Origin of the sequence: Phytoamicus setariae (genome assembly GCF_016722925.1) — a bacterium.
GTDB lineage: Bacteria > Pseudomonadota > Alphaproteobacteria > Rhizobiales > Rhizobiaceae > Rhizobium_E > Rhizobium_E setariae.
Genome location: NZ_JAEQNC010000008.1, coordinates 60,577 through 78,634 on the forward strand (window position 1 = coordinate 60,577; position 18,058 = coordinate 78,634).

Annotated in this window: 18 protein-coding genes and 2 pseudogenes; 9 read left to right on the top strand and 11 right to left on the bottom strand. The window is 59.8% G+C overall.

All coding sequences use genetic code 11. The features are described 5' to 3' along the window. Window positions 1-84: 84 nt before the first annotated feature. From JJB09_RS15345 to JJB09_RS15370, 6 genes are read right to left on the bottom strand one after another with little or no spacing between them, the layout of a single operon-like run. Window positions 85-879 (bottom strand): alpha/beta fold hydrolase, encoded by a 795-nt coding sequence (locus tag JJB09_RS15345; protein ID WP_201659850.1) that lies wholly within the window; start codon window positions 877-879, stop codon window positions 85-87. Next, window positions 876-1,949 carry a branched-chain amino acid ABC transporter permease gene (locus JJB09_RS15350; protein WP_201659852.1) on the bottom strand — a complete coding sequence of 358 codons (1,074 nt, stop codon included), beginning with the start codon at window positions 1,947-1,949 and terminating at the stop codon, window positions 876-878. Before JJB09_RS15350 ends, JJB09_RS15345 begins: the two co-directional genes overlap by 4 nt. Continuing rightward, complete coding sequence (locus JJB09_RS15355) at window positions 1,946-2,830, bottom strand: branched-chain amino acid ABC transporter permease (RefSeq protein WP_201659854.1); 885 nt, start codon at window positions 2,828-2,830, stop codon at window positions 1,946-1,948. The genes JJB09_RS15350 and JJB09_RS15355 overlap by 4 nt, the downstream gene beginning before the upstream one ends. After that, on the bottom strand, window positions 2,827-3,558 hold the full coding sequence (locus JJB09_RS15360; protein WP_201659856.1) for an ABC transporter ATP-binding protein: 732 nt from the start codon (window positions 3,556-3,558) through the stop codon (window positions 2,827-2,829). The genes JJB09_RS15355 and JJB09_RS15360 overlap by 4 nt, the downstream gene beginning before the upstream one ends. After that, entirely contained in the window at window positions 3,545-4,303 is a 759-nt protein-coding gene (locus JJB09_RS15365) for an ABC transporter ATP-binding protein (protein ID WP_201659858.1), read from the bottom strand. Before JJB09_RS15365 ends, JJB09_RS15360 begins: the two co-directional genes overlap by 14 nt. A gap of 11 nt (window positions 4,304-4,314) precedes the next feature. Then, on the bottom strand, window positions 4,315-5,475 hold the full coding sequence (locus JJB09_RS15370; protein ID WP_201659860.1) for an ABC transporter substrate-binding protein: 1,161 nt from the start codon (window positions 5,473-5,475) through the stop codon (window positions 4,315-4,317). Window positions 5,476-5,671: 196 nt separating this feature from the next. Between JJB09_RS15370 and JJB09_RS15375 the strand changes: the two genes are divergently transcribed. The 7 genes and pseudogenes from JJB09_RS15375 (at window position 5,672) to JJB09_RS15405 (ending at window position 12,250) form a co-directional block, all read left to right on the top strand. After that, window positions 5,672-6,412, top strand: coding sequence for a GntR family transcriptional regulator (locus tag JJB09_RS15375; protein WP_246748746.1), 741 nt, complete (start codon window positions 5,672-5,674; stop codon window positions 6,410-6,412). A gap of 220 nt (window positions 6,413-6,632) precedes the next feature. Then, window positions 6,633-7,090, top strand: a pseudogene (locus JJB09_RS15380) (hypothetical protein). A gap of 216 nt (window positions 7,091-7,306) precedes the next feature. Further along, window positions 7,307-9,805 carry a GAF domain-containing protein gene (locus JJB09_RS15385; protein ID WP_343229037.1) on the top strand — a complete coding sequence of 833 codons (2,499 nt, stop codon included), beginning with the start codon at window positions 7,307-7,309 and terminating at the stop codon, window positions 9,803-9,805. Then, complete coding sequence (locus tag JJB09_RS15390; protein ID WP_201659863.1) at window positions 9,802-10,191, top strand: response regulator; 390 nt, start codon at window positions 9,802-9,804, stop codon at window positions 10,189-10,191. The genes JJB09_RS15385 and JJB09_RS15390 overlap by 4 nt, the downstream gene beginning before the upstream one ends. Next, entirely contained in the window at window positions 10,188-11,435 is a 1,248-nt protein-coding gene (locus JJB09_RS15395) for an adenylate/guanylate cyclase domain-containing protein (RefSeq protein ID WP_201659865.1), read from the top strand. Before JJB09_RS15390 ends, JJB09_RS15395 begins: the two co-directional genes overlap by 4 nt. Before the next feature lie 60 nt (window positions 11,436-11,495). Then, a pseudogene (locus tag JJB09_RS15400) lies at window positions 11,496-11,669 on the top strand (IS6 family transposase); the annotation flags it as partial. 185 nt (window positions 11,670-11,854) lie between these two features. Next, window positions 11,855-12,250 carry a VOC family protein gene (locus JJB09_RS15405; RefSeq protein ID WP_201659867.1) on the top strand — a complete coding sequence of 132 codons (396 nt, stop codon included), beginning with the start codon at window positions 11,855-11,857 and terminating at the stop codon, window positions 12,248-12,250. Here JJB09_RS15405 and JJB09_RS15410 read toward each other — a convergent pair. Continuing rightward, complete coding sequence (locus tag JJB09_RS15410) at window positions 12,247-14,121, bottom strand: sigma-54-dependent Fis family transcriptional regulator (protein WP_201659869.1); 1,875 nt, start codon at window positions 14,119-14,121, stop codon at window positions 12,247-12,249. The two genes, JJB09_RS15405 and JJB09_RS15410, sit on opposite strands and share 4 nt — an antisense overlap. A 224-nt stretch (window positions 14,122-14,345) precedes the next feature. Here JJB09_RS15410 and JJB09_RS15415 point away from each other — a divergent pair, with 224 nt between their 5' ends. Together JJB09_RS15415 and JJB09_RS15420 are read left to right on the top strand one after the other, a co-directional pair. Continuing rightward, window positions 14,346-15,398 carry an NAD(P)-dependent alcohol dehydrogenase gene (locus tag JJB09_RS15415; protein WP_201659871.1) on the top strand — a complete coding sequence of 351 codons (1,053 nt, stop codon included), beginning with the start codon at window positions 14,346-14,348 and terminating at the stop codon, window positions 15,396-15,398. Window positions 15,399-15,508: 110 nt separating this feature from the next. Beyond that, window positions 15,509-15,802 (top strand): ribbon-helix-helix domain-containing protein, encoded by a 294-nt coding sequence (locus tag JJB09_RS15420; RefSeq protein ID WP_343229038.1) that lies wholly within the window; start codon window positions 15,509-15,511, stop codon window positions 15,800-15,802. 48 nt (window positions 15,803-15,850) lie between these two features. Here the strand turns inward: JJB09_RS15420 and JJB09_RS15425 are convergent, their stop codons facing one another. From JJB09_RS15425 to JJB09_RS15440, 4 genes are read right to left on the bottom strand one after another with little or no spacing between them, the layout of a single operon-like run. After that, window positions 15,851-16,033: a hypothetical protein gene (locus JJB09_RS15425; RefSeq protein WP_201659873.1), complete on the bottom strand. Its 183-nt coding sequence runs from the start codon at window positions 16,031-16,033 to the stop codon at window positions 15,851-15,853. 30 nt (window positions 16,034-16,063) lie between these two features. Beyond that, entirely contained in the window at window positions 16,064-17,179 is a 1,116-nt protein-coding gene (locus JJB09_RS15430; RefSeq protein WP_201659875.1) for a WD40 repeat domain-containing protein, read from the bottom strand. A 1-nt stretch (window position 17,180) separates the two neighbouring features. Then, on the bottom strand, window positions 17,181-17,495 hold the full coding sequence (locus tag JJB09_RS15435) for a hypothetical protein (protein ID WP_201659877.1): 315 nt from the start codon (window positions 17,493-17,495) through the stop codon (window positions 17,181-17,183). Further along, entirely contained in the window at window positions 17,492-17,938 is a 447-nt protein-coding gene (locus JJB09_RS15440) for a hypothetical protein (protein WP_201659879.1), read from the bottom strand. Before JJB09_RS15440 ends, JJB09_RS15435 begins: the two co-directional genes overlap by 4 nt. Window positions 17,939-18,058 lie beyond the last annotated feature (120 nt).

Below are 18,058 nucleotides of genomic sequence, written 5' to 3' on the forward strand. Positions count from 1 at the left end.
AAGCCCGGAAGGCTTCCAGCGACATCAGCGCCATGGACGCATCACCCCAATGCCAAGACTACTTCGCAGCCCTTGGCTTCAAATCTAGGTTCGGCTTCGACGCTTGTAGATGCGGTCGAGAAAGCCGAGAATTGCATAGTTTACAACCTCGGCGTTTTCGAGGTTCGAGGTGTGTCCGGATTTGGGCACTTTGACCAGCGTGGCATCCGGCAGCTTTTCCAGCATGGAGTAGGCGCGCTCGATGGGAACCGGCATGTCGCCCGCGGCATGGATGATCAGCACCGGCTTGTCGATCTCGCGCAGGCGTTCTGTCAAGTCGGGCTTATGCACCCAGGATGCGCCTTGCGCCCAGACGGCGCGGGACGGGATTTTTGTCGTCCAGTGATCGATCCAGTGGTCAACCAGGCCGGGATTGTTGGCATAGGTATATTCGCCGAAGCAGAATGGCGCGGCCCATTCCGCACGTTCGCGGGATACCATTCCGTCGACGTTGAACTTCTCGAATTCGGCGTCAAAGGCGATCTGCGCATCCTCGGGATAGGCACAAGCCTGGCCCTCGATAATGATGAAGCCATCGGCGCGATCCAGATATTTCAGCCCAAAATCCACAGCCATGAACGCGCCGGTCGACATGCCCGCGACGACGTAGCTGGAAAGGCCGAGCTTTTCACCGAGGGCCGCCGTATCGTCGGCGAGATCAACCAGCGTGTGCGGCGTCGCCTTTCCGAGCAGCACGCGGCTGTTCTGGGAGATCGCCCGGTAGCCGTTGGCGGCAAGGAAGGCGAGCTGCGGATCGAACATCGTGTAGTCCATCAGCGTGCCGTGATTGAAAATCACCGCCGGGCCGGCACCACTTTCCTTGTATTGTTCTGACGTCATCGGCTTTCGTCTCCCTGCTTCTTGCCGTCCAGTCGCGATGCCGGTTTTCCGAGCATCAGTTCGAGCGCCCCGAGCAAACCGCCGGGCCGCAGATAGAGCGTCAGCACCAACACCACGCCCAGAGTCAGCTGCGAGGTGCCAAGCGGCACCGAAAACCCCAGGCCGCCACTTTCCAACCCACGCATGAGCTGTTCCCAGAACGTCAGCAGGATGGTGCCGACGATAGCGCCGGCCACACTGTTGAGGCCGCCCAATACCGCCATGACCATCATCGGGATGACCAGTGCGGTGTAGAAAGATTTGGGCGAGAACGCGGTGAGGAAAAACGCCATCAGCGCGCCGCCGCAGCCCATGACGAAGGCGGACAGCACCCACGGCCATAGTCGCGCGGTCACGAGATTGATGCCGGCCGTCTCTGCCGCAAGCGCATCTTCGCGCACCGCCCGCGCACGTAAGCCTGGCCGGGAGAACTTGAACGCTGCTGCGAGCGCCGCCACCAGGATCACCGCTGTGTACACGCTCCAGAAATCGGCAAGCTTCGGCACGCCGAAAAAGGTCTGGTTGCCGCGCGTCAGGGCGTCGGCATTGCGCAGGAGCTCGTTCATGATCACCAAAAAGCCGAACGTCATGATGCCCGCGGCGGCGCCGGCAAGCCGCATGACGATCGGTCCGATGAGCAGCGCCACGAGTGCCGCCGCCAACCCTCCGAGCAGGATGGCCGGAACCATTCCCAGCTGCGCGGTAGCCAGAAAGGCCGGTAGATGCGGCAGCGTAGCGGCCTTCATGCCGGCAGGCACCGAGACGAGCCCGGCTGCATAGGCACCGACCGCGACGAAACCGGGATGTCCGAATGAAACAATGCCAGTGCTGCCGGCGAATATCTGGTAGCCCATGGTCAGCACGATCGAGATGCCGAGGCTGACGATAAGCGCGCTGTACTGACCAGCGGTTACGATATCCAATACCGCGAGCAGCCCGACAAAGACCCCGGAAAGCAGAACCGCGCCGCCGACTGCGGCGCCATAGCCGGTGCGACCAAGCGGCTTGTCAATTGACAGGAACGGCATCATTTCGACACCTCCAGCGTCTTGCCGGCTATGCCCTGTGGGCGCAGAAGCAGAATGAGAATAACCAGCACGAAGGCCAGCGTCTGTTGGTAGTTGATCAGCGGCGCATCGAGCGTTGCGGACAGAACGCTTTCGAGCATGCCGAGCGCAAGCCCGCCGATGACGGCGCCGCGCACGGTCCCTAGACCGCCGAGCACGACGGCGATGAACGCCTTCAGCGTCGGGTTGAAGTCTGCGCGTGGCGTCACAGTACCCGTTTGCGCGAACCAGACGAACGCCACAATCGCTGCGATGAAGCCGCTGAGCGCGAATACCAGCATCAGCACCCGGGAGGAGCGCACTGCCATCAATCGCGCAGTGGCCGCATCCTCGGCGGCGGCGCGGATCTCGATGCCGTAGCGGGTCTTGTGGATCAGGAAATCAAGTCCGATCAGCACGGCCGCCCCGAGAGCCAAGGCCACCAGTTGGAGGACAGAGACGCGCACGATACCGAGGTCGAGCGAGGTGATCAGCGCCGATGGCGTTGGCACGACGCGGGGACCCTCGCCGAACACCATGACGGCGAGCGCCTGCAGCGCCATCGCGACACCGAACGAAGCGAGCAGCAACGTCGCGCCTGGCGCGCCGACAAACGGCAGGAAGGCGATCCGGCCCACCGCCATCGACAGCAGCATCGCAAACACAACCGAACCTGCAAGGCTGATTGGGTAGGGCAGACCCATCGCGTCAAGCAGGTAGAGCGCATAGCCCGACCAGACGATCAGGCCGCCATAGGCGAAATTGATAAGCCCCATGACGCTGAAGACCAGACTCAGCCCTAGCGCAAGCAGTACATAGAGTGTCCCGCTGCTGAGGCCGTCGACAAACATTTGCAAGAGGTTCATGCAGTTTCCACTCCGAGATAGGCCGAAGCAAGGTTGCCCGATTGCCGAAGTTTTTCGGCACTGTCGCGGCGAACGATGCAGCCGTTGCGCATGACGATCGCATCGTCGGCGAGCGCCAGCGGCCGTCCCGCCGCTTCCTCGACGACGATGATCGTCAGCCCCTGCTTTTTGAGCAGGTGGAGCGTCGCATAGACATCGTCGGCCATTTTTGGTGACAGGCCTAGCGAAGGCTCGTCGAGCAAAAGGAGCTTCGGTCGGGCCATAAGCGCGCGGGCAATTGCCAGCATCTGTTGCTGGCCGCCGGACAGCGCGCCGCCAGAATTTTGCCGACGCTCCTTGAGGATGGGAAAAATCGAGTAGGCGCGCTCAAGGCCGTCCTTGACTGCCCCGGCGAAGCTTCGGCCGAGCTGGCCGCGCAACGGCGTTGCGCCGAGCATCAGATTTTCCTCGATCGACAGTGATGAGAAGATGCGCCGTCCTTCGGGGCAGAGGATAAGTCCGCGCTCGCTGCGTGCTTCGGCCGAAAGCCGTGTGATGTCCGTGCCTTCGTAGAGCACTTGCCCATCCCACAGCGGGACCGAACCGCACATCGCCCGCATCAAGGTTGATTTTCCGGCGCCGTTGGGGCCGATCACCGCCAGCACCCTGCCTTCGCCGAGTTCAAGCGCCAAGCTGTCCAGCACGCGGATGCGACCGTAACCGGTTGCGGCATTTTCAAGTCGCAGCATGCGCGTCTCCCAGATATATCCGTGCGACCTCACTGTTGGCGAGCACATGCTGCGGCTCGCCGCTCAGGATCACCCGGCCATTGGCCAGCACTGTCAAAGTGTCGGCAAGCGCGGTGACGAAAGCAACGTTGTGATCGATGAGCAGCATTGCAAAACCCATCTGCTGCCGCGCGACTTTCAACGATTCAACAAGGCTTTGCCAGTCGCCGGCGCCGAGACCCGCCGCAGGTTCGTCGAGCAGAAGGACACGCGGATGCGATATCAGCGCACGGGCGATTTCGGTCCGTTTCTGGAGTCCGTAAGGCAGCGTGCTGACCGCCTTGTGTGCATGGGGCCGCAATCCCTGAAGGTCGAGCGCTTCGTCGATCAGCTGTCGCCTTGCCTTGCCGCCCAGCGCAGGATCGGCAGCGAACAGACCTGTCTCGACGTTCTCGGCAACCGAGAGCGCCGGAAACAGTCGCAGGTTTTGATAGGTCCGCACCAGGCCCAAACGGGCGCGGCGTTCGCGCGCCAGGTTCTCTATGCGAGTTCCGCCCAGTCCTATGGTGCCCTTGGTCGGTGTCAACACACCGGAGAGGCAATTGACCAGAGTCGTCTTGCCGGAGCCATTCGGGCCGAAGAGGCCGGTCACGCGTCCCGGCTCCAGGGCAATGTCGACGCCGTCGAGAGCCACGACTCCCTGGAAGTGCTTGACGATGCCGGCGGCAACGAGTGTCGTCCCGCCAGCCATATCACCATGCCGCATCGCAGCCACGCTCATTTGAAAGAACGGGGATCGAGCAGTTCGACTTCCTTGAACGCGCCACTCGCGTCAAAGCCGACGACTGTAGCGCTGACCGATGGGTAACGGTCGGCCCAACCATAGTAGATCGCCCCCGGCAGCTTGAGATCCTTCTGTGCAAGCACGGCCTTGGTCAGGGCACTGGCATCGGTTGAACCCGCTGTCTTCAACGCGTCCGCGAGAATATAAGCGGCATAATAGGAAACGATGGCGTTGGTGTTCTCCGGGAAAGTGCCGAATTTGGTTTGATAGGCATCAATCATCCTCTTGAGAGCGGGATTGATGTCCTTGCCTTCATAATAGGCGGAGGCGACATAGTAGACGTCCTGCAAGCCATCGGCGCCAACAACCTGTGGCAGCGTCGTCGAGGAGAAAGTGCCGTTGCCTACCACTGCTGCCTTGATGCCGGCAGCCCGTGCCTGCTTGAGGAAAGTGCCGACATGCGGGAAATAGTCATTGAGAAAGATAACCTTGACCTCGTCACCTGCCGAACGGATCTTGGACACAACGGCGGAATAATCCGACGTGTCCTCATTGACTGCATCCTGGCCGACTATCTTGCCTTTATAGACAGTGCGGAAGACTTTTTCCTGCTCGGTGAAAAAGCTGTAGGCCGTATTGGTGACGATATAGGCGCCTTCCCAGCCCTTCTTATTGGCGAAGCCCCCGATGGTGGCTCCAAGGTCGCCCTCGGTCATGCCGCCGACGAAGAAATTAGGCTGTACGGCCTGGGTCCAGGCCACGGATGACGCTTCCGGTGAAATTGAAAACAAGCCGGACGCCTGCGCAGCGATAGAGGCGCCAACGCCTGCATCGAAATCAGACGGCGCAATGATGAGCTGCGCACCCTGTTTGATAAGCTCGTCCGCCACTTGGCCAGTCATCGCGGGATTGGACTGCGTGTCGCCCTGGATGAGTTTGATCTCGCACCCTTCGATGCCGCCAGCCGCATTGATCTCGTCGATGCCGACTTCCAGCCCGCGCGCGCCCGCAACGTCGAAGAATGCAAATCCACCCGTCTTGGCGCGCGCCACACCAATGGTGACGGCGCCGTCCTTGCAATCGAAAGCCGCATGAGAGGTCGTCGCGTAAGATCCCGCGCAAAATACTGCGGCCAAGACAAAGAGCTTCTTCATATCCGTTCCCCGCTTTTGTTTGCTCCGGAGTGCCTACTGTAGGGCGGCCCGGTTAGCGTTTGAATCTATTTGCCGGCGTGTCATGTCGGGTCGAAACTCCCTTGCGGATCGATGCCAGCGAGATAAAGCTAGCAGCGCTTTGCAAACTGCGCAACAATTATGTATAATCTGCGCGGTTAAATATAATGAGGACGATATGACCGAAGTGTCCACCATGCGCAGCGGGGAAATTTCCAAGGCGGAAAAGGCGTACGAACTGCTACGACGAGACATTCTCGACGCCCATCTCGCACCGGAAACTCCGCTGACTATATCTTCGCTCAAGGAGCGTTATGAGCTCGGCTGGACGCCGCTGCGAGAGGCCCTGTCCAGGCTCGAGACCGAAAGGCTGGTCACCTTCTCGCCGAACCGAGGCTACCGCGTCGCTGGCGTGTCGCGAAGCGAGTTGCTCGATCTGCAGAGGGCCCGTGTGACGATCGAGTCTGATTTGTTGCGCGAGGCGATCCACGCCGGCGATGAAACCTGGGAACAGCAACTGGTCGCCGCCCACTATGCGCTGAAGCAGGCAAAGCCTCTCAGGGCGAACATGCCCGAGACCGAACTGATACGCTGGGAACAGCGACACGATGCTTTTCACAACGCGCTGCTCAACGGCAGTCCTTCGATCTGGCTAAAGCGTTTCGCCGAGCAGATCAGCACCCAACTTCATCGTCACCATCGCAATCTCGTATTCTCCCCCACATTGATAGCCGGCGGCGGCGCCGATCTGATGGGCGAGGAACACTACAACGCGCTTCTGGAACGTGCGTCGAATGTCGATCACCACACGGCGCTGATGGAAGCGACCCTGCAAAGAGACGAGAAGCGGGCTATAGAATTGCTGGTGGAGCACATCGGGCTGACATTGCTTACCTATGAGGGGGTGCAACCGAGGTAGCGGTGGAACGGAGCCGTGAGATTTGTCGCAAATCTCTGTGCTTAGCTGTCTGTTGACCATCGGCAGGGAAATTCCCGCTCCAGATGGTGTGGAGCTTAACGATGATTCTAAATGCCTTTGCCGAAAACCCGGCATGCCCGTCGTTCGGACACACCCAATCCAAGTGACATGATTCACGATAGCTCGGGGGCACCGTAACGTTCACCGAGTATGGATCAAGATGTGGGATCTGCGTCGCCACCGATATCCTGTGGAAGTGACTGCCCATGCCGTTTGGCTCTATTTCCGTTTTCCGCTCAGTCTGCGCACGGTCAAGGATATGCTTGCGGCGCGTGGAGTCATCGTCTCCCACCAGACCGTCAGGCTCTGGGCGGAGAAGTTCGGCCGGCATTTCGCCAATGTTATTCGGAAGCGATCAGCCGGCAGGCTCGGTGACAAATGGCACCTCGATGAGGTTGTCATCACTATCGCCGGCAAGAAACACTGGCTCTGGCGTGGCGTGAGAGAATCATGAAACGCTTCAAGTCAGCGAGGCAGCTTCAGCGCTTTGCTTCCATCCACGATCCGATCGCCAACCTCTTTCATATCCCCCGCCACGACATACCATCCGCTCACCATCGCGAACTGGGAGCAACAGCCATGCAGATGTGGAACGAGATCGCTCATATCGCAGCCTGAGCAGGCATCTTCTCCTCCTTTTCCGTAAAAAGAACTTTTAAGTTTAGTGCTGTGACAAGCCCGAGCTAATCCTAGTCACATCTGGCTAGAAAGAGTATTCTCTAATACGCCGCCACCCCCGGCCACGACATTGGGTTTATGCGCGCCCGAACCGTGGAGTGTAGAGGCTCGTGGCAGAACTGGTCGCCTGGAGAACGCTGTAGTGAGGGGCGTAAGGTGGAGGAAACAAGCGTCAGTCTCTGTCGTCAGGTCGAGTTGCTGAAGCGGGAGCTCGGCGAGGCGATCGAACAGCAGACGGCAACAAGCGAGATACTTCGCGTCATCTCGTCTTCGCCCACCGATGTACAGCCGGTGTTCGACACGATCGCGCAGCGTGCCGCCCGACTTTGCGGCGCTCAATATTGCCACGTGTTTCGCTATGATGGCGAATTGTTGCATTTCGTGGCGCATCACCGGCTGGAACCCGAAGGCGCAGTGCCTGCAGCCCCACCGCATCGAGGCAGTGCCGCCGGGCGTTCGATCCTTAGCCGATCGGTGGAGCAGATAGAGGACTGGCTCATCGATCCCGAATACACGGCCCATACCGTCATCGGTGCCCAATCCTCGAACTACAGAAGCTTGGTAGCTGTACCGATCATGCGCGAGGGTGTTCCGATCGGAACCATTGTGGTCGCACGTCCCGATCCGGGGTTGTTCCCCGACCGACAGGTCGCACTTCTTCAGACATTCGCCGACCAGGCAGGGATCGCCATCGAGAATGCTCGGCTGTTTACCGAACTCGAGACGAGCAATCTCGAACTGAAAAATTCGCTGCAACAGCAGACGGCAACGGCGGATGTTCTCAAAGTCATCAGCCGGTCGGCCTTTGACCTTCAAGCCGTGCTCGACACCCTTGTCGAGTCCGCGGCACGACTCTGCGAAGGTTACGATGCGGTCATATTCTTGAAGGACGGAGACACTCTTTACCGGAGGGCGCATCACGGGCCGATTCCAATCGATTTTCCTGGCTGGCCAATATCGCGGAGCTGGGTTACCGGGCGAGCCGTGGTGGACCGAAAACCTGTCCATGTTCCTGATCTGACCGTCACGCCCGACGAGTTTCCTGATGGCCACAGCATGGCCATCAGGATGGGTCACCGCTCAATCGTGGCAGTTCCTTTGCTGCGGCAGCAGGAAGCAATTGGGGGACTCGCCATTCGCCGGACGGAAGTCAGGCCGTTCACCGAAACGCAGATCGAACTCGTCCAGACCTTTGCCGATCAGGCCGTCATAGCGATCGAGAACGTGCGCCTTTTCGATGAAGTGAAGGCGCGGACTAGCGAACTGACGGAAGCGCTTGAGCAGCAGACCGCGACGGCTGAGGTGCTGAAGGTCATCAGCCGGTCAGCATTCGACTTGCAAGGGGTTCTTGACACTCTCGTAACGTCTGCTGCCCGCCTTTGCGAGGCGGACATGGCAACAATGACCCGTCCCATGGGAGACGCGCACTATCCTGTCGCAAGCTACGGCTTCTCGCAAGAATTCGGCCAGTATCTTCGAGCTCTCCCGCTGGAGCCGGGACGCGGCACCATAGTTGGGCGAACCCTGCTCGAGATGCGGCCGGTCCAGGTCGCCGACGTTCTCGATGATCCGGAGTACGAGAGGCGCGAGGGGCAAAGACTTGGCGGGTTTCGGACGGTACTCGGGGTGCCACTGTTACGCGAAGGCAGCCCGATCGGCGTGCTCGCACTAACCCGCTCGACCGTGCGTCCCTTCGCCGAAAAACAGGTCGAGTTGGCGTCTACCTTCGCCGACCAGGCAGTGATCGCCATCGAAAATGTGCGTCTGTTTGAGGAGGTGCAGGCGAGAACCGAGGAGCTGTCGCGCTCGCTCGATGATCTGAGAACTGCGCAGGACCGTTTGATCCAAACGGAGAAGCTCGCTTCGCTCGGGCAGCTGACAGCAGGGATCGCGCACGAGATTAAGAACCCCTTGAACTTCGTCAACAATTTCTCGGCGCTTTCTGTGGAGTTGATCGAAGAGTTGCAGCAGGCGCTCGACGGCGCACTCGGCGATGGCGTGACGCGCGCCCAGATCGAGGAGCTAGCTTTGATGCTCAAGGGCAATCTCGAAAAGATCGTCCAGCACGGCAAGCGCGCCGACTCGATCGTCAAGAACATGCTTCTGCACTCGCGCCAGGGGGCTGGCGAGCATCGGTTGGCCGATATCAACGCCATCGTCGAGGAAAGTCTCAATCTAGCCTATCATGGTGCCCGCGCTGAGAATCAAGGATTCAACGTCACGCTCGAGAAGTCGCTCGACCCGACGGCCGGGGAGGTTGACCTATACCCGCAGGAGATCACGCGCGCGCTTCTCAACCTCATCTCCAACGGCTTCCATGCGACGAGCAAGCGTGCGTCTTCAGAGCCCGGCGACCGTTATGAGCCGACGTTGGCCGCAGTAACTAGGAACCTCGGCGACAGCGTTGAGATCATTATCCGCGACAATGGACCCGGCATCCCGCCGGAGGTGAAGGAGAAGATGTTCAACCCATTCTTCACCACCAAGCCTGCAGGCGAGGGAACAGGTCTCGGCCTTTCCCTCAGCCACGACATCATAGTTAAGCAGCATGCCGGTTCGATCGAGGTGGACACAGAACTCGGTCACTATACCGAGTTTCGCATCCAATTGCCGCGCATGGCCGCTTTAGTCTCAAAGACGGAGGGCCGACTATGAGCCTTCTTATCCTGGTAGTCGACGACGAGCCGGATATCGAGCTTCTTTTTCGACAGCAATTCCGCCATGACCTGCGCGCTGGCCGCTTCGTGATGGAGTTCGAACATTCGGCACCGGCCGCACTCGAACGTATCGCCGATGCGGCCGGCGTCACGCTCATTCTCATACTGTCGGATGTCAACATGCCAGGGATGAGCGGACTCGAACTCCTCCCGAAGGCGAGGAGCATTCGGCCTGACGTGCCAGTAATCATGATTACCGCCTATTGTGATGCGGAAACGAAGCGGAGAGCTATGGAAAGCGGCGCGGAAGCGTTGCTCACCAAGCCGATCGACTTCGTCGCGCTGCGAGAAGTAATCGACATGCGAGTTGGGGGCACCGCATGAGCACCAGTATACTCGTTGTCGACGATGAAACGGACCTGGAAATCCTTCTCGTCCAGAAATTCCGCAAGCAAATCCGCGAGGGCACACTGCGTTTTCTGTTTGCCCATGACGGGATCGAGGCTTTGGCCATGCTTGCGGCCAACCAAGACGTGGACATGGTGCTGAGCGACATCAACATGCCGCGCATGGACGGTTTGTCGCTGCTGGCAAAGCTCCAGGAGAAAGACCAGGACCTGTCCACGATTATCGTCTCCGCCTACAGCGATATGGCCAATATTCGCACGGCGATGAACCGAGGCGCCTATGATTTTGTGACGAAGCCGATCGATTTTCCCGATCTGGAGGCGACGATCGTCAAGACGATTCACCACATGGAGGCGCTACGCGAAGCGCAGCGCCGGCAGGCGGCGGCCGAGCAGGCGCGCGCGTCGCTTTCCCGTTATTTTTCGCCCAATCTCGCCGAACGCTTAGCCAGCAGTGCCAATGTCCTCGACCTTGGTGGCACGCGGCGAGAGGTTGCCTCGCTCTTTACCGATCTGGCGGGTTTCACTTCGCTGGTGGAGACGATCGAGCCGAAGGTTCTCGGGCCGCTCCTCAACGATTACATCGTTGGCATGACCGACATTGTATTTGCTCATGAGGGTACGGTCGCAAAGATCATCGGTGATGCGCTCCACGTGCTTTTCGGGGCGCCTTCCGATCAACCGGACCATGCCAGTCGCGCGATCGCCTGCTCGCTTGCGCTTGACGCGTTCGCGGAGTCTTTCCGTGAACACTGGAGCAGGAAGGGGATACCTCTCGGCCACACCCGGATCGGCGCGCATGCCGGCACGGCTGTGGTCGGCAATTTCGGGGGAATAAGATTTTTTGACTACAGCGCCTATGGCGACACTATCAATGTTGCCGCGCGTCTGGAAGCAGCCAACAAAACGTTGGGCACCCGCATTTGCGTGAGTGGCTGCGTGGCTGGGAAAGTTCAGGGGTTCTGCGGTCGACCCGTGGGCGACCTCCTCCTCAGAGGCCGTACCGAGCCGATCCGCGCATTCGAGCCGCTTGATGCCAGCAGATGTGCCAGCCCAGAGACACAGGCCTACATTGAGGCCTTCGAAAAACTGGAAGCCTGCGATCCTGGTGCGATTGCTTCGTTCGCCGCGCTGGTTGGTCGCAATGCGGAGGACCGGCTTGCCAGTTTTCATCTGAAGCGACTGCTAAACGGCGAAACGACCATGACAGTCATCCTGTAAAATGGGCAGCCCGATTTTCCCGCTGTCATTGCCCATGCGGTCTGGCTGTACGTTCGATTTCCGCTGAGAAAACGGGAACGCCAGATGCAAGGGTGCCGATCAGCCAGAGGACTGCAACGGTTCATCTCGATCTTTTCGGCGCTTCGCAATCTATTTGTTGCACCGCTCGCCACTCACATTCATCGCGTCCGCACCATGGCGCACTGGAAAGTCGTGACCGGCGCCGTAGCCTGATCTCGGGAAACGGCCGAATTGATCGCTCTCAGCCCGATAATGTGACAACTCCCTTCAATCTCGTCTTCCGCTAACAAGGTGACAACGTCACTGAATCGCATTTGAAGAGTTGTGGTATTTATCTACTGCCGCAATCACAGAAACGCATCTACAGGTTTGCTAAGTAGAAAACGGAGGGCGACACTATGGCGAAGACAATTCACTCGATGATCCGGGTTCTCGATGAACTGCAGTCGGTCGAATTCTATCGTCAGGCCTTCGGTCTGACTGTCGCCGATCGAATTGACTTCGAGACATTCACCCTCCTGTATCTGAGCAATCCAGAGACCACATTCGAACTGGAATTGACCGTCAACAAGGATCGCGCCGAACCTTATGCGCTCGGCGATGGCTATGGACATCTGGCGGTTTCGGTTGAAGATATCGACGCCGAGCACCAGCGTCTGACCTCGCTCGGGCTCGCCCCCGGCAAGCTGGTGGATTTCAAACACGATGGCAAAACGCTGGCCCGGTTTTTCTTCATAAGCGATCCCGACGGCTACAAGATCGAAGTTCTACAGCGCGCGGGGCGCTACCTTTAGGATGTATCGCGGACGTGTTTGTAAACGGTGGTTCGGGAGAGCCCGAGCTCGCGTGCCGTCCGTGATATGTTTTCGTCCGTTCTATGGTAGAGCAACCGGATTTCCTGGCATTTCGCCCGACTGAGGGGCCGGCTGCGGCAATCGTCGCAGCAATCCGACGAAAGTTGGACGACTGGGGTGTCGTCGTCAAAGCAGCCTTCATCAATGTATTCCGCGCGTCTGCGCGCCAGTGCGCGTTGCAGCACTGTTCTCAGCTCGCGGATATTGCCGGGCCATTTCCTTTGCGCAAGCGCTGATATCGCCGCATCTGTCACAGGGGTGCCGGGCGCCATTTTCTCCATCAGATGGCGGACGACACTGGCGAAATCGGTACGGCTGCGCAATGGCGGCAGGCGGATCAGGAATGCGTTCAGCCGATAATAGAGATCGGCGCGGAACAGTCTTTGCGCCACCATGTCTTCGAGATCGCGATTGGTTGCCGAGACGATTTGCACATCGACCTTCTGTGCCTTCTGGCCACCGATGGCACGGATTTCCATACTGTCGAGAAAGCGTAGCAAAGATGTCTGCGCTGCCAGAGGAATGTCGGCCACCTCGTCGAGGAACAGCGTGCCGCGGTCGGCCGCACGTGCCAGCCCCGGTGAACCTTCCGCGCGGGCGTTGGTGAATGCCCCGCGCTCGTGGCCGAATATTTCGGCGATGAACAACTCCTCCGGCACCGCGCCGCAATTGACCGGCACGAATTCGCCCTTTCTGCCGCTCAGTCGATGGACGTGGCGCGCCATCAGTTCCTTTCCGGTGCCGGTTTCGCCGGTGACGTGCACCGGCATGCAGAGCGCGGCAGCCTCGGCCAGATCGTTGAGCGATCGCTTGATCGCCGGATCGTCCGAGACGAAATCCGGTGCGTCCTCTTTCCTGACCAGCGCCGGAAGGGAAGGCGAGGAGCGCTTTGGCAACACTGTCCGGCGCTCGCCGATCTGGCGGCAGACCATGAAGACGCTACTACCGGCACGATCGCGAATGCGGACGACGCCGCCTTTGAGCAGACCGTCGACGGCTGGCCCGAAACCCGCCTCAAACAGGCTGTCGAAATGATTGCCGGATACCAGAGGCAGCCCCTGCAGCAAGGCCTTGCCCGGACGGTTGACCGACAACACTGCGCCATCGAGCGAAACCGAAATAAGCCCCGCCGACAGCGTGTCGAGATATTCGACGCGCGGATGAAAGGCGAACACAAAGCTCTTGGATGCATCTTGGTAGATCAGGCCGTTCTCGATCTGGGCGGCGGCCATCCGCACCAATGCATGCGTGTGTTCCTGGCGCGCCTCATGGGCGCAGGATGCGTCGAGGAGCCCGAGAACCTCACCGTCTGAATTGAAGATCGGCGCCGCCATGCAGCTGAGATGCCCATGGCAGGCGAAATAATGTTCCCTGCCATAGATCGCCACCGGCTTACCGGCCATGGCAGCGAGGCCTAGCGCATTGGTGCCGCGCTCGCTCTCATTCCACATGCTGCCGGGAATGATCGACCGGCCGGCGTCGCTGTCGGCGAAATGCTGGTCGCTGATCGTGTCGAGCACGATGCCCTCGGCATCGCCGAGCGCGATCATGAAATTCGAACCGGCGATCTGCGAATGAAGCAATTGCATCTCGGCCAAAGCCAGCAGCCGCATTGCGGCATTGGCTTCGCGTCGGCGCTTGACATCGGAAAATGCGACGACGCTGTGGCGCGGCGTTCCGCGCGGATCGAGATCGATATCGCGACAACGCTGCCAGCTGTCGGCCACGATCGGCTGCAAGGCGCCGACAGGAAACCTGTCGCCTTTTTCCAGCGCATTGCGGGCGCGGACTATTCCGGAAAGATGCTGCATGTCTCCTCCTCATGCATCATTTTCCTCACAGTACCAGCATTGGATTAACGCGTGCAATAGACAGAAACTGAACAGTCCGGCTGTACATATCGTCCAGTGGGTGAACGGTTTGGATCAATTCCATTTTGTCTATCGTGTTGATTCGACGACGTATTCCTGTCTGGCACAGTGCTTGCCTCTTTCTATCGTAACGGGCTGGTTCCCGCCGATGGAGGAGACTGAACATGAAGGCGCAAGTGCTAACGAAATACGACGACAGCCTGACGGCGGATCTGTGGGTGTCGCAGCAGGAGGTCGCCGATCCGGTGATCAGCAAATCGACCGACGTCATCGTGAGGATCGGTGGAGCCGGGGTCTGCCGGACGGATCTCCACATCATCGAAGGCGTCTGGCGGCCGCACATGGACCCTGCCGGCAACAATCTCCTGCCGCTGATCATGGGCCATGAGAATGCCGGCTGGGTGGAGGCGATCGGCAAGGAGGTCGAAGGCATCAAGGTCGGCGATCCGGTCATTGTCCATCCCAAGATTTCCGGAGGGACGTGCCTGGCCTGCCGGCGCGGCTTCGACATGCACGGGCCGGGCAAGTTTCCAGGTCTGGACAGCAATGGCGGTTACTCGGAATATCTCTGCACGTCCGAGCGCAATATCGTGCCGCTGCCCAAGACCCTGTCGCCCAAGGAAGTCGCGCCGTATGCCGATGCCGGCTTGACCGCCTATAGGGCGGTCAAGAAAGCCACGCGGCACCTGCTGCCCGGCGAAACCTGCGTGGTCATTGGTGCCGGCGGGCTGGGCCATATCGGCGTGCAGTGCCTGAAAGCCATGTGCGCCGCCGACGTGATCGTAGTCGACAAATCCGAAGCGTCGCTGGCGCTGGCCGGCAAGAACGGCGCCGACAAGCTGGTCAAGGCCGATGGCAACGAAGTCGAAGCGGTGCTGCAGCTGACCAATGGCCAGGGCGCGGAAGCAGTGATCGATTTTGTCGGCGAACGCGGCACGACGACCAAGGGCCTCGCCATGACCCGGCCGATGGGCAGCTATTATATTGTCGGCTACGGCGAGGACATCCGTATTCCGACCGTCGACATGGTGATCAGCGAGAAGAACATCATCGGCAACCTGGTTGGCACCTGGGCCGAGCTGGTTGAACTAATGGCGCTCGCCGATCGTGGTCTCGTCGACCTGACGACTGTCGAATACAAGCTGGCCGATGCCAACCAGGCGCTCAAGGACCTGCATAATGGCAAGATCCACGGCCGCGCGGTGCTTATCCCCTGAGGCGAGCGACGCGCATCGCCATGGTGGCTGAGAGAACATTTGCTCCCCGCGACGACGCGCAGCGGGGAGCATTCGGCGTGAATCTGACAAACCACGGGAGGAGAGGAGAGATGATGTGCAGGGTTTTGACCGCGCAGAGCACGCAACGGTTTAACAAAGTCAGCCGTTCGGTGAGGATATCGGGGCATTCGACCAGTGTCCGGCTGGAGGCGGCCTTCTGGCAGGTGCTCGAGGACATCGCAAGAATGGAGGGGCTTTCGACCTCCAAGCTGATTTCGGAACTTTATGACGAAGCGCTGGAACTGCATGGCGGCATGTCCAACCTCGCATCCATGCTACGCACCGTCTGTCTTATCTATCAGGAAGAGTGCCGCGCAGTCGTCGCTTTGCCGCGTGCGGGCTGATACGAACATCGGCCGTAGTTATGAGGCTGCGGCCGATATCTTCGCTTCTCAGTTAACCTTTCGGTCGGGCACGGCGTCGGCGCGGCCTTCAGCAATCCAGCGCGCGCCGAGCACCAGTGCGCCCGCGCTGAATTCCTTGCCATGCGCGGCGACCATCTCCTCGGACAGTTTCGCTATTTTCTCGAAGAAGGCGTCCTTGCTCTTGTCTTCGGCGGTAAGTTCGGTCTCCATTCTATCCTCCATTGTCGGCTACGATGATTGCTATTTGAAGATCTGTTCGGGGAAGGTGATGACGGCGGCGCTGCCGAGTACATCACCGGCGGCGAGATGGCGGCCATCGGCCGACCAGCGAAGCACGGTCACCGGCCCGCCCGCGTTGCGGATCGTCAGTTCCTCGGATGAACCGATTCTGGCGACGGCGATCCGGCCGTTCGCATAGCCCGCCGCCACCAGTGGCTTTTGCGGGTGGGCGGCGATTGCGTTGGCGATCACGAAGCCGGCGCGGCCAGCCGCCAAAGCGCCGGTAGCGCTATTCTCGAATGGCGGCGTCTGCATCGACCATCCGGCGATACGGTAGGCGCCCGAGGCGAAAAATCCGCTGGATGGCGGGCTCCAGCCCAGCGAGGCGACCGGGCCGGGAAAGTCACCGAGCATCACCTGGCGCCCGGTCTCCGTGTCCATCAGGCAGAACCCGCCGCTCAGCAATCCGCACGCCAGCCATCTGCCATCCGCACTCCAGGTCAGTGATAGCGGTCTGGCGGAGAGCTGGATCGCATGAAGCCGCTGGCAATCGCTATCCGTGCGGCGGACGGCTAGCATGTCCGTTCCGGCCAGCGCGATGCGTGCACCGTCATCGGAGATGGCGATGATCTCGGCGGTCGTGACGCCAAGGTCCACTTCATTGATCTGGCCGCTTTCAATGGATTGCAATCTCAGTCGGTCATGGACGATGGCTGCCGTCAGATCAGTTCGCAGACAATGGTCGAAGGCAGAGATCGGGGTTTTGTCCGCCAGTACCTTCGCATCGATCTCGCCGGAGCGGTTGATGCGCAGCAATTCGCCGTTGGCAGTGAGGATCATGAAGTCCCCGTTGCCACCTGCCGAAAGGCCCTGGCCACCTTCTATGCGGGTCTTGATCAGCGGCGACGGCCGACCCTCGCGCGGCCTGATCGTCGTCTGGCGGTCGTCGACCACGATCCGCGAATCCGGCGGCTCGTTGTCGGCCAGGCGTGCCAGCGCCACGCTGCCGTCGGCAGACGATATCGCCAGCAGCGTATCGTCGCTGTTGAAGAAGAGCCGCTCGATGGCTGCGCGGCTCTGCCAGGTGCGCGCCAGGAGATCGAACAGGGTTATGTTGGGTATGGTCTGCTGGTTCATTCTATCCTCCACGTGCCGCCGCGATCAACCTGTCGAGCACCGCGACATCTTCTTCCGCTGCCGCGATTTCCTCTGCGCAAGCGGCCTGGGCCTCCCGCATCGTCTCGACACTGTCCTCGATCTGATGCAATTCCTGCGCCAGTTGCGCATTGCCAGGATTTCGGCCGATCTCGAGTTCGATCCGCAGCACGTCCATCTCCATCCCGGAGGTGGCCTGACTAAGCTTCATGGCCTTGGCGGTGAGGGCGGAAACTTCCGCGACGCGCTCGACGCGGCGACGCAGCAGATCCAGAGCATCTAGGTCCGGGGCGCTCATGACCAGCCCTCCGGAGACTTCCAGGCTTCCAGAATCTGAGGGAGTTCAGGCAGTTGCGTCCGGAACTGGCTTTCGGCCATGCTGATATGGTTGCGGAGCTGGTCCCAGACATCGACCCGGATCATCGTGTCTCCGGTCAGCTGTTCGATGTCCTCGACGCGAAACTGCCGCGACAGCGACACGCCGGAGAACACGAATTCGCGCAGCATCAGCGCGTGTTTTTCCGCGAAGGCATGCAGCAACGGGTGGGTCTCGGGCGTTGCCCCCGTGATCGCCAGTTCTTTCAGGATGAATTGCTGAAAATGGTTCTGCATCAGGTGCTGGCTTTCGCCGATGAAGCGCATCACGAACACCAGGTCGCGCTGCATGAGTCTGGCCAGCACCGTGGTGACGTCACCCTCCACTCCGCCAAGGGGGATCGGATTTTCCTTGCTGTCTGTCATGATGTCTTCCAGATTCAGTATGCGGCTCGATTGAGCGATTGAGAAAATATAATTCAAGAATAAAAAATGTCTATCGTGATTTATTCATAATTCTCAATCAAGTACTTCTGAAGTTTCAAG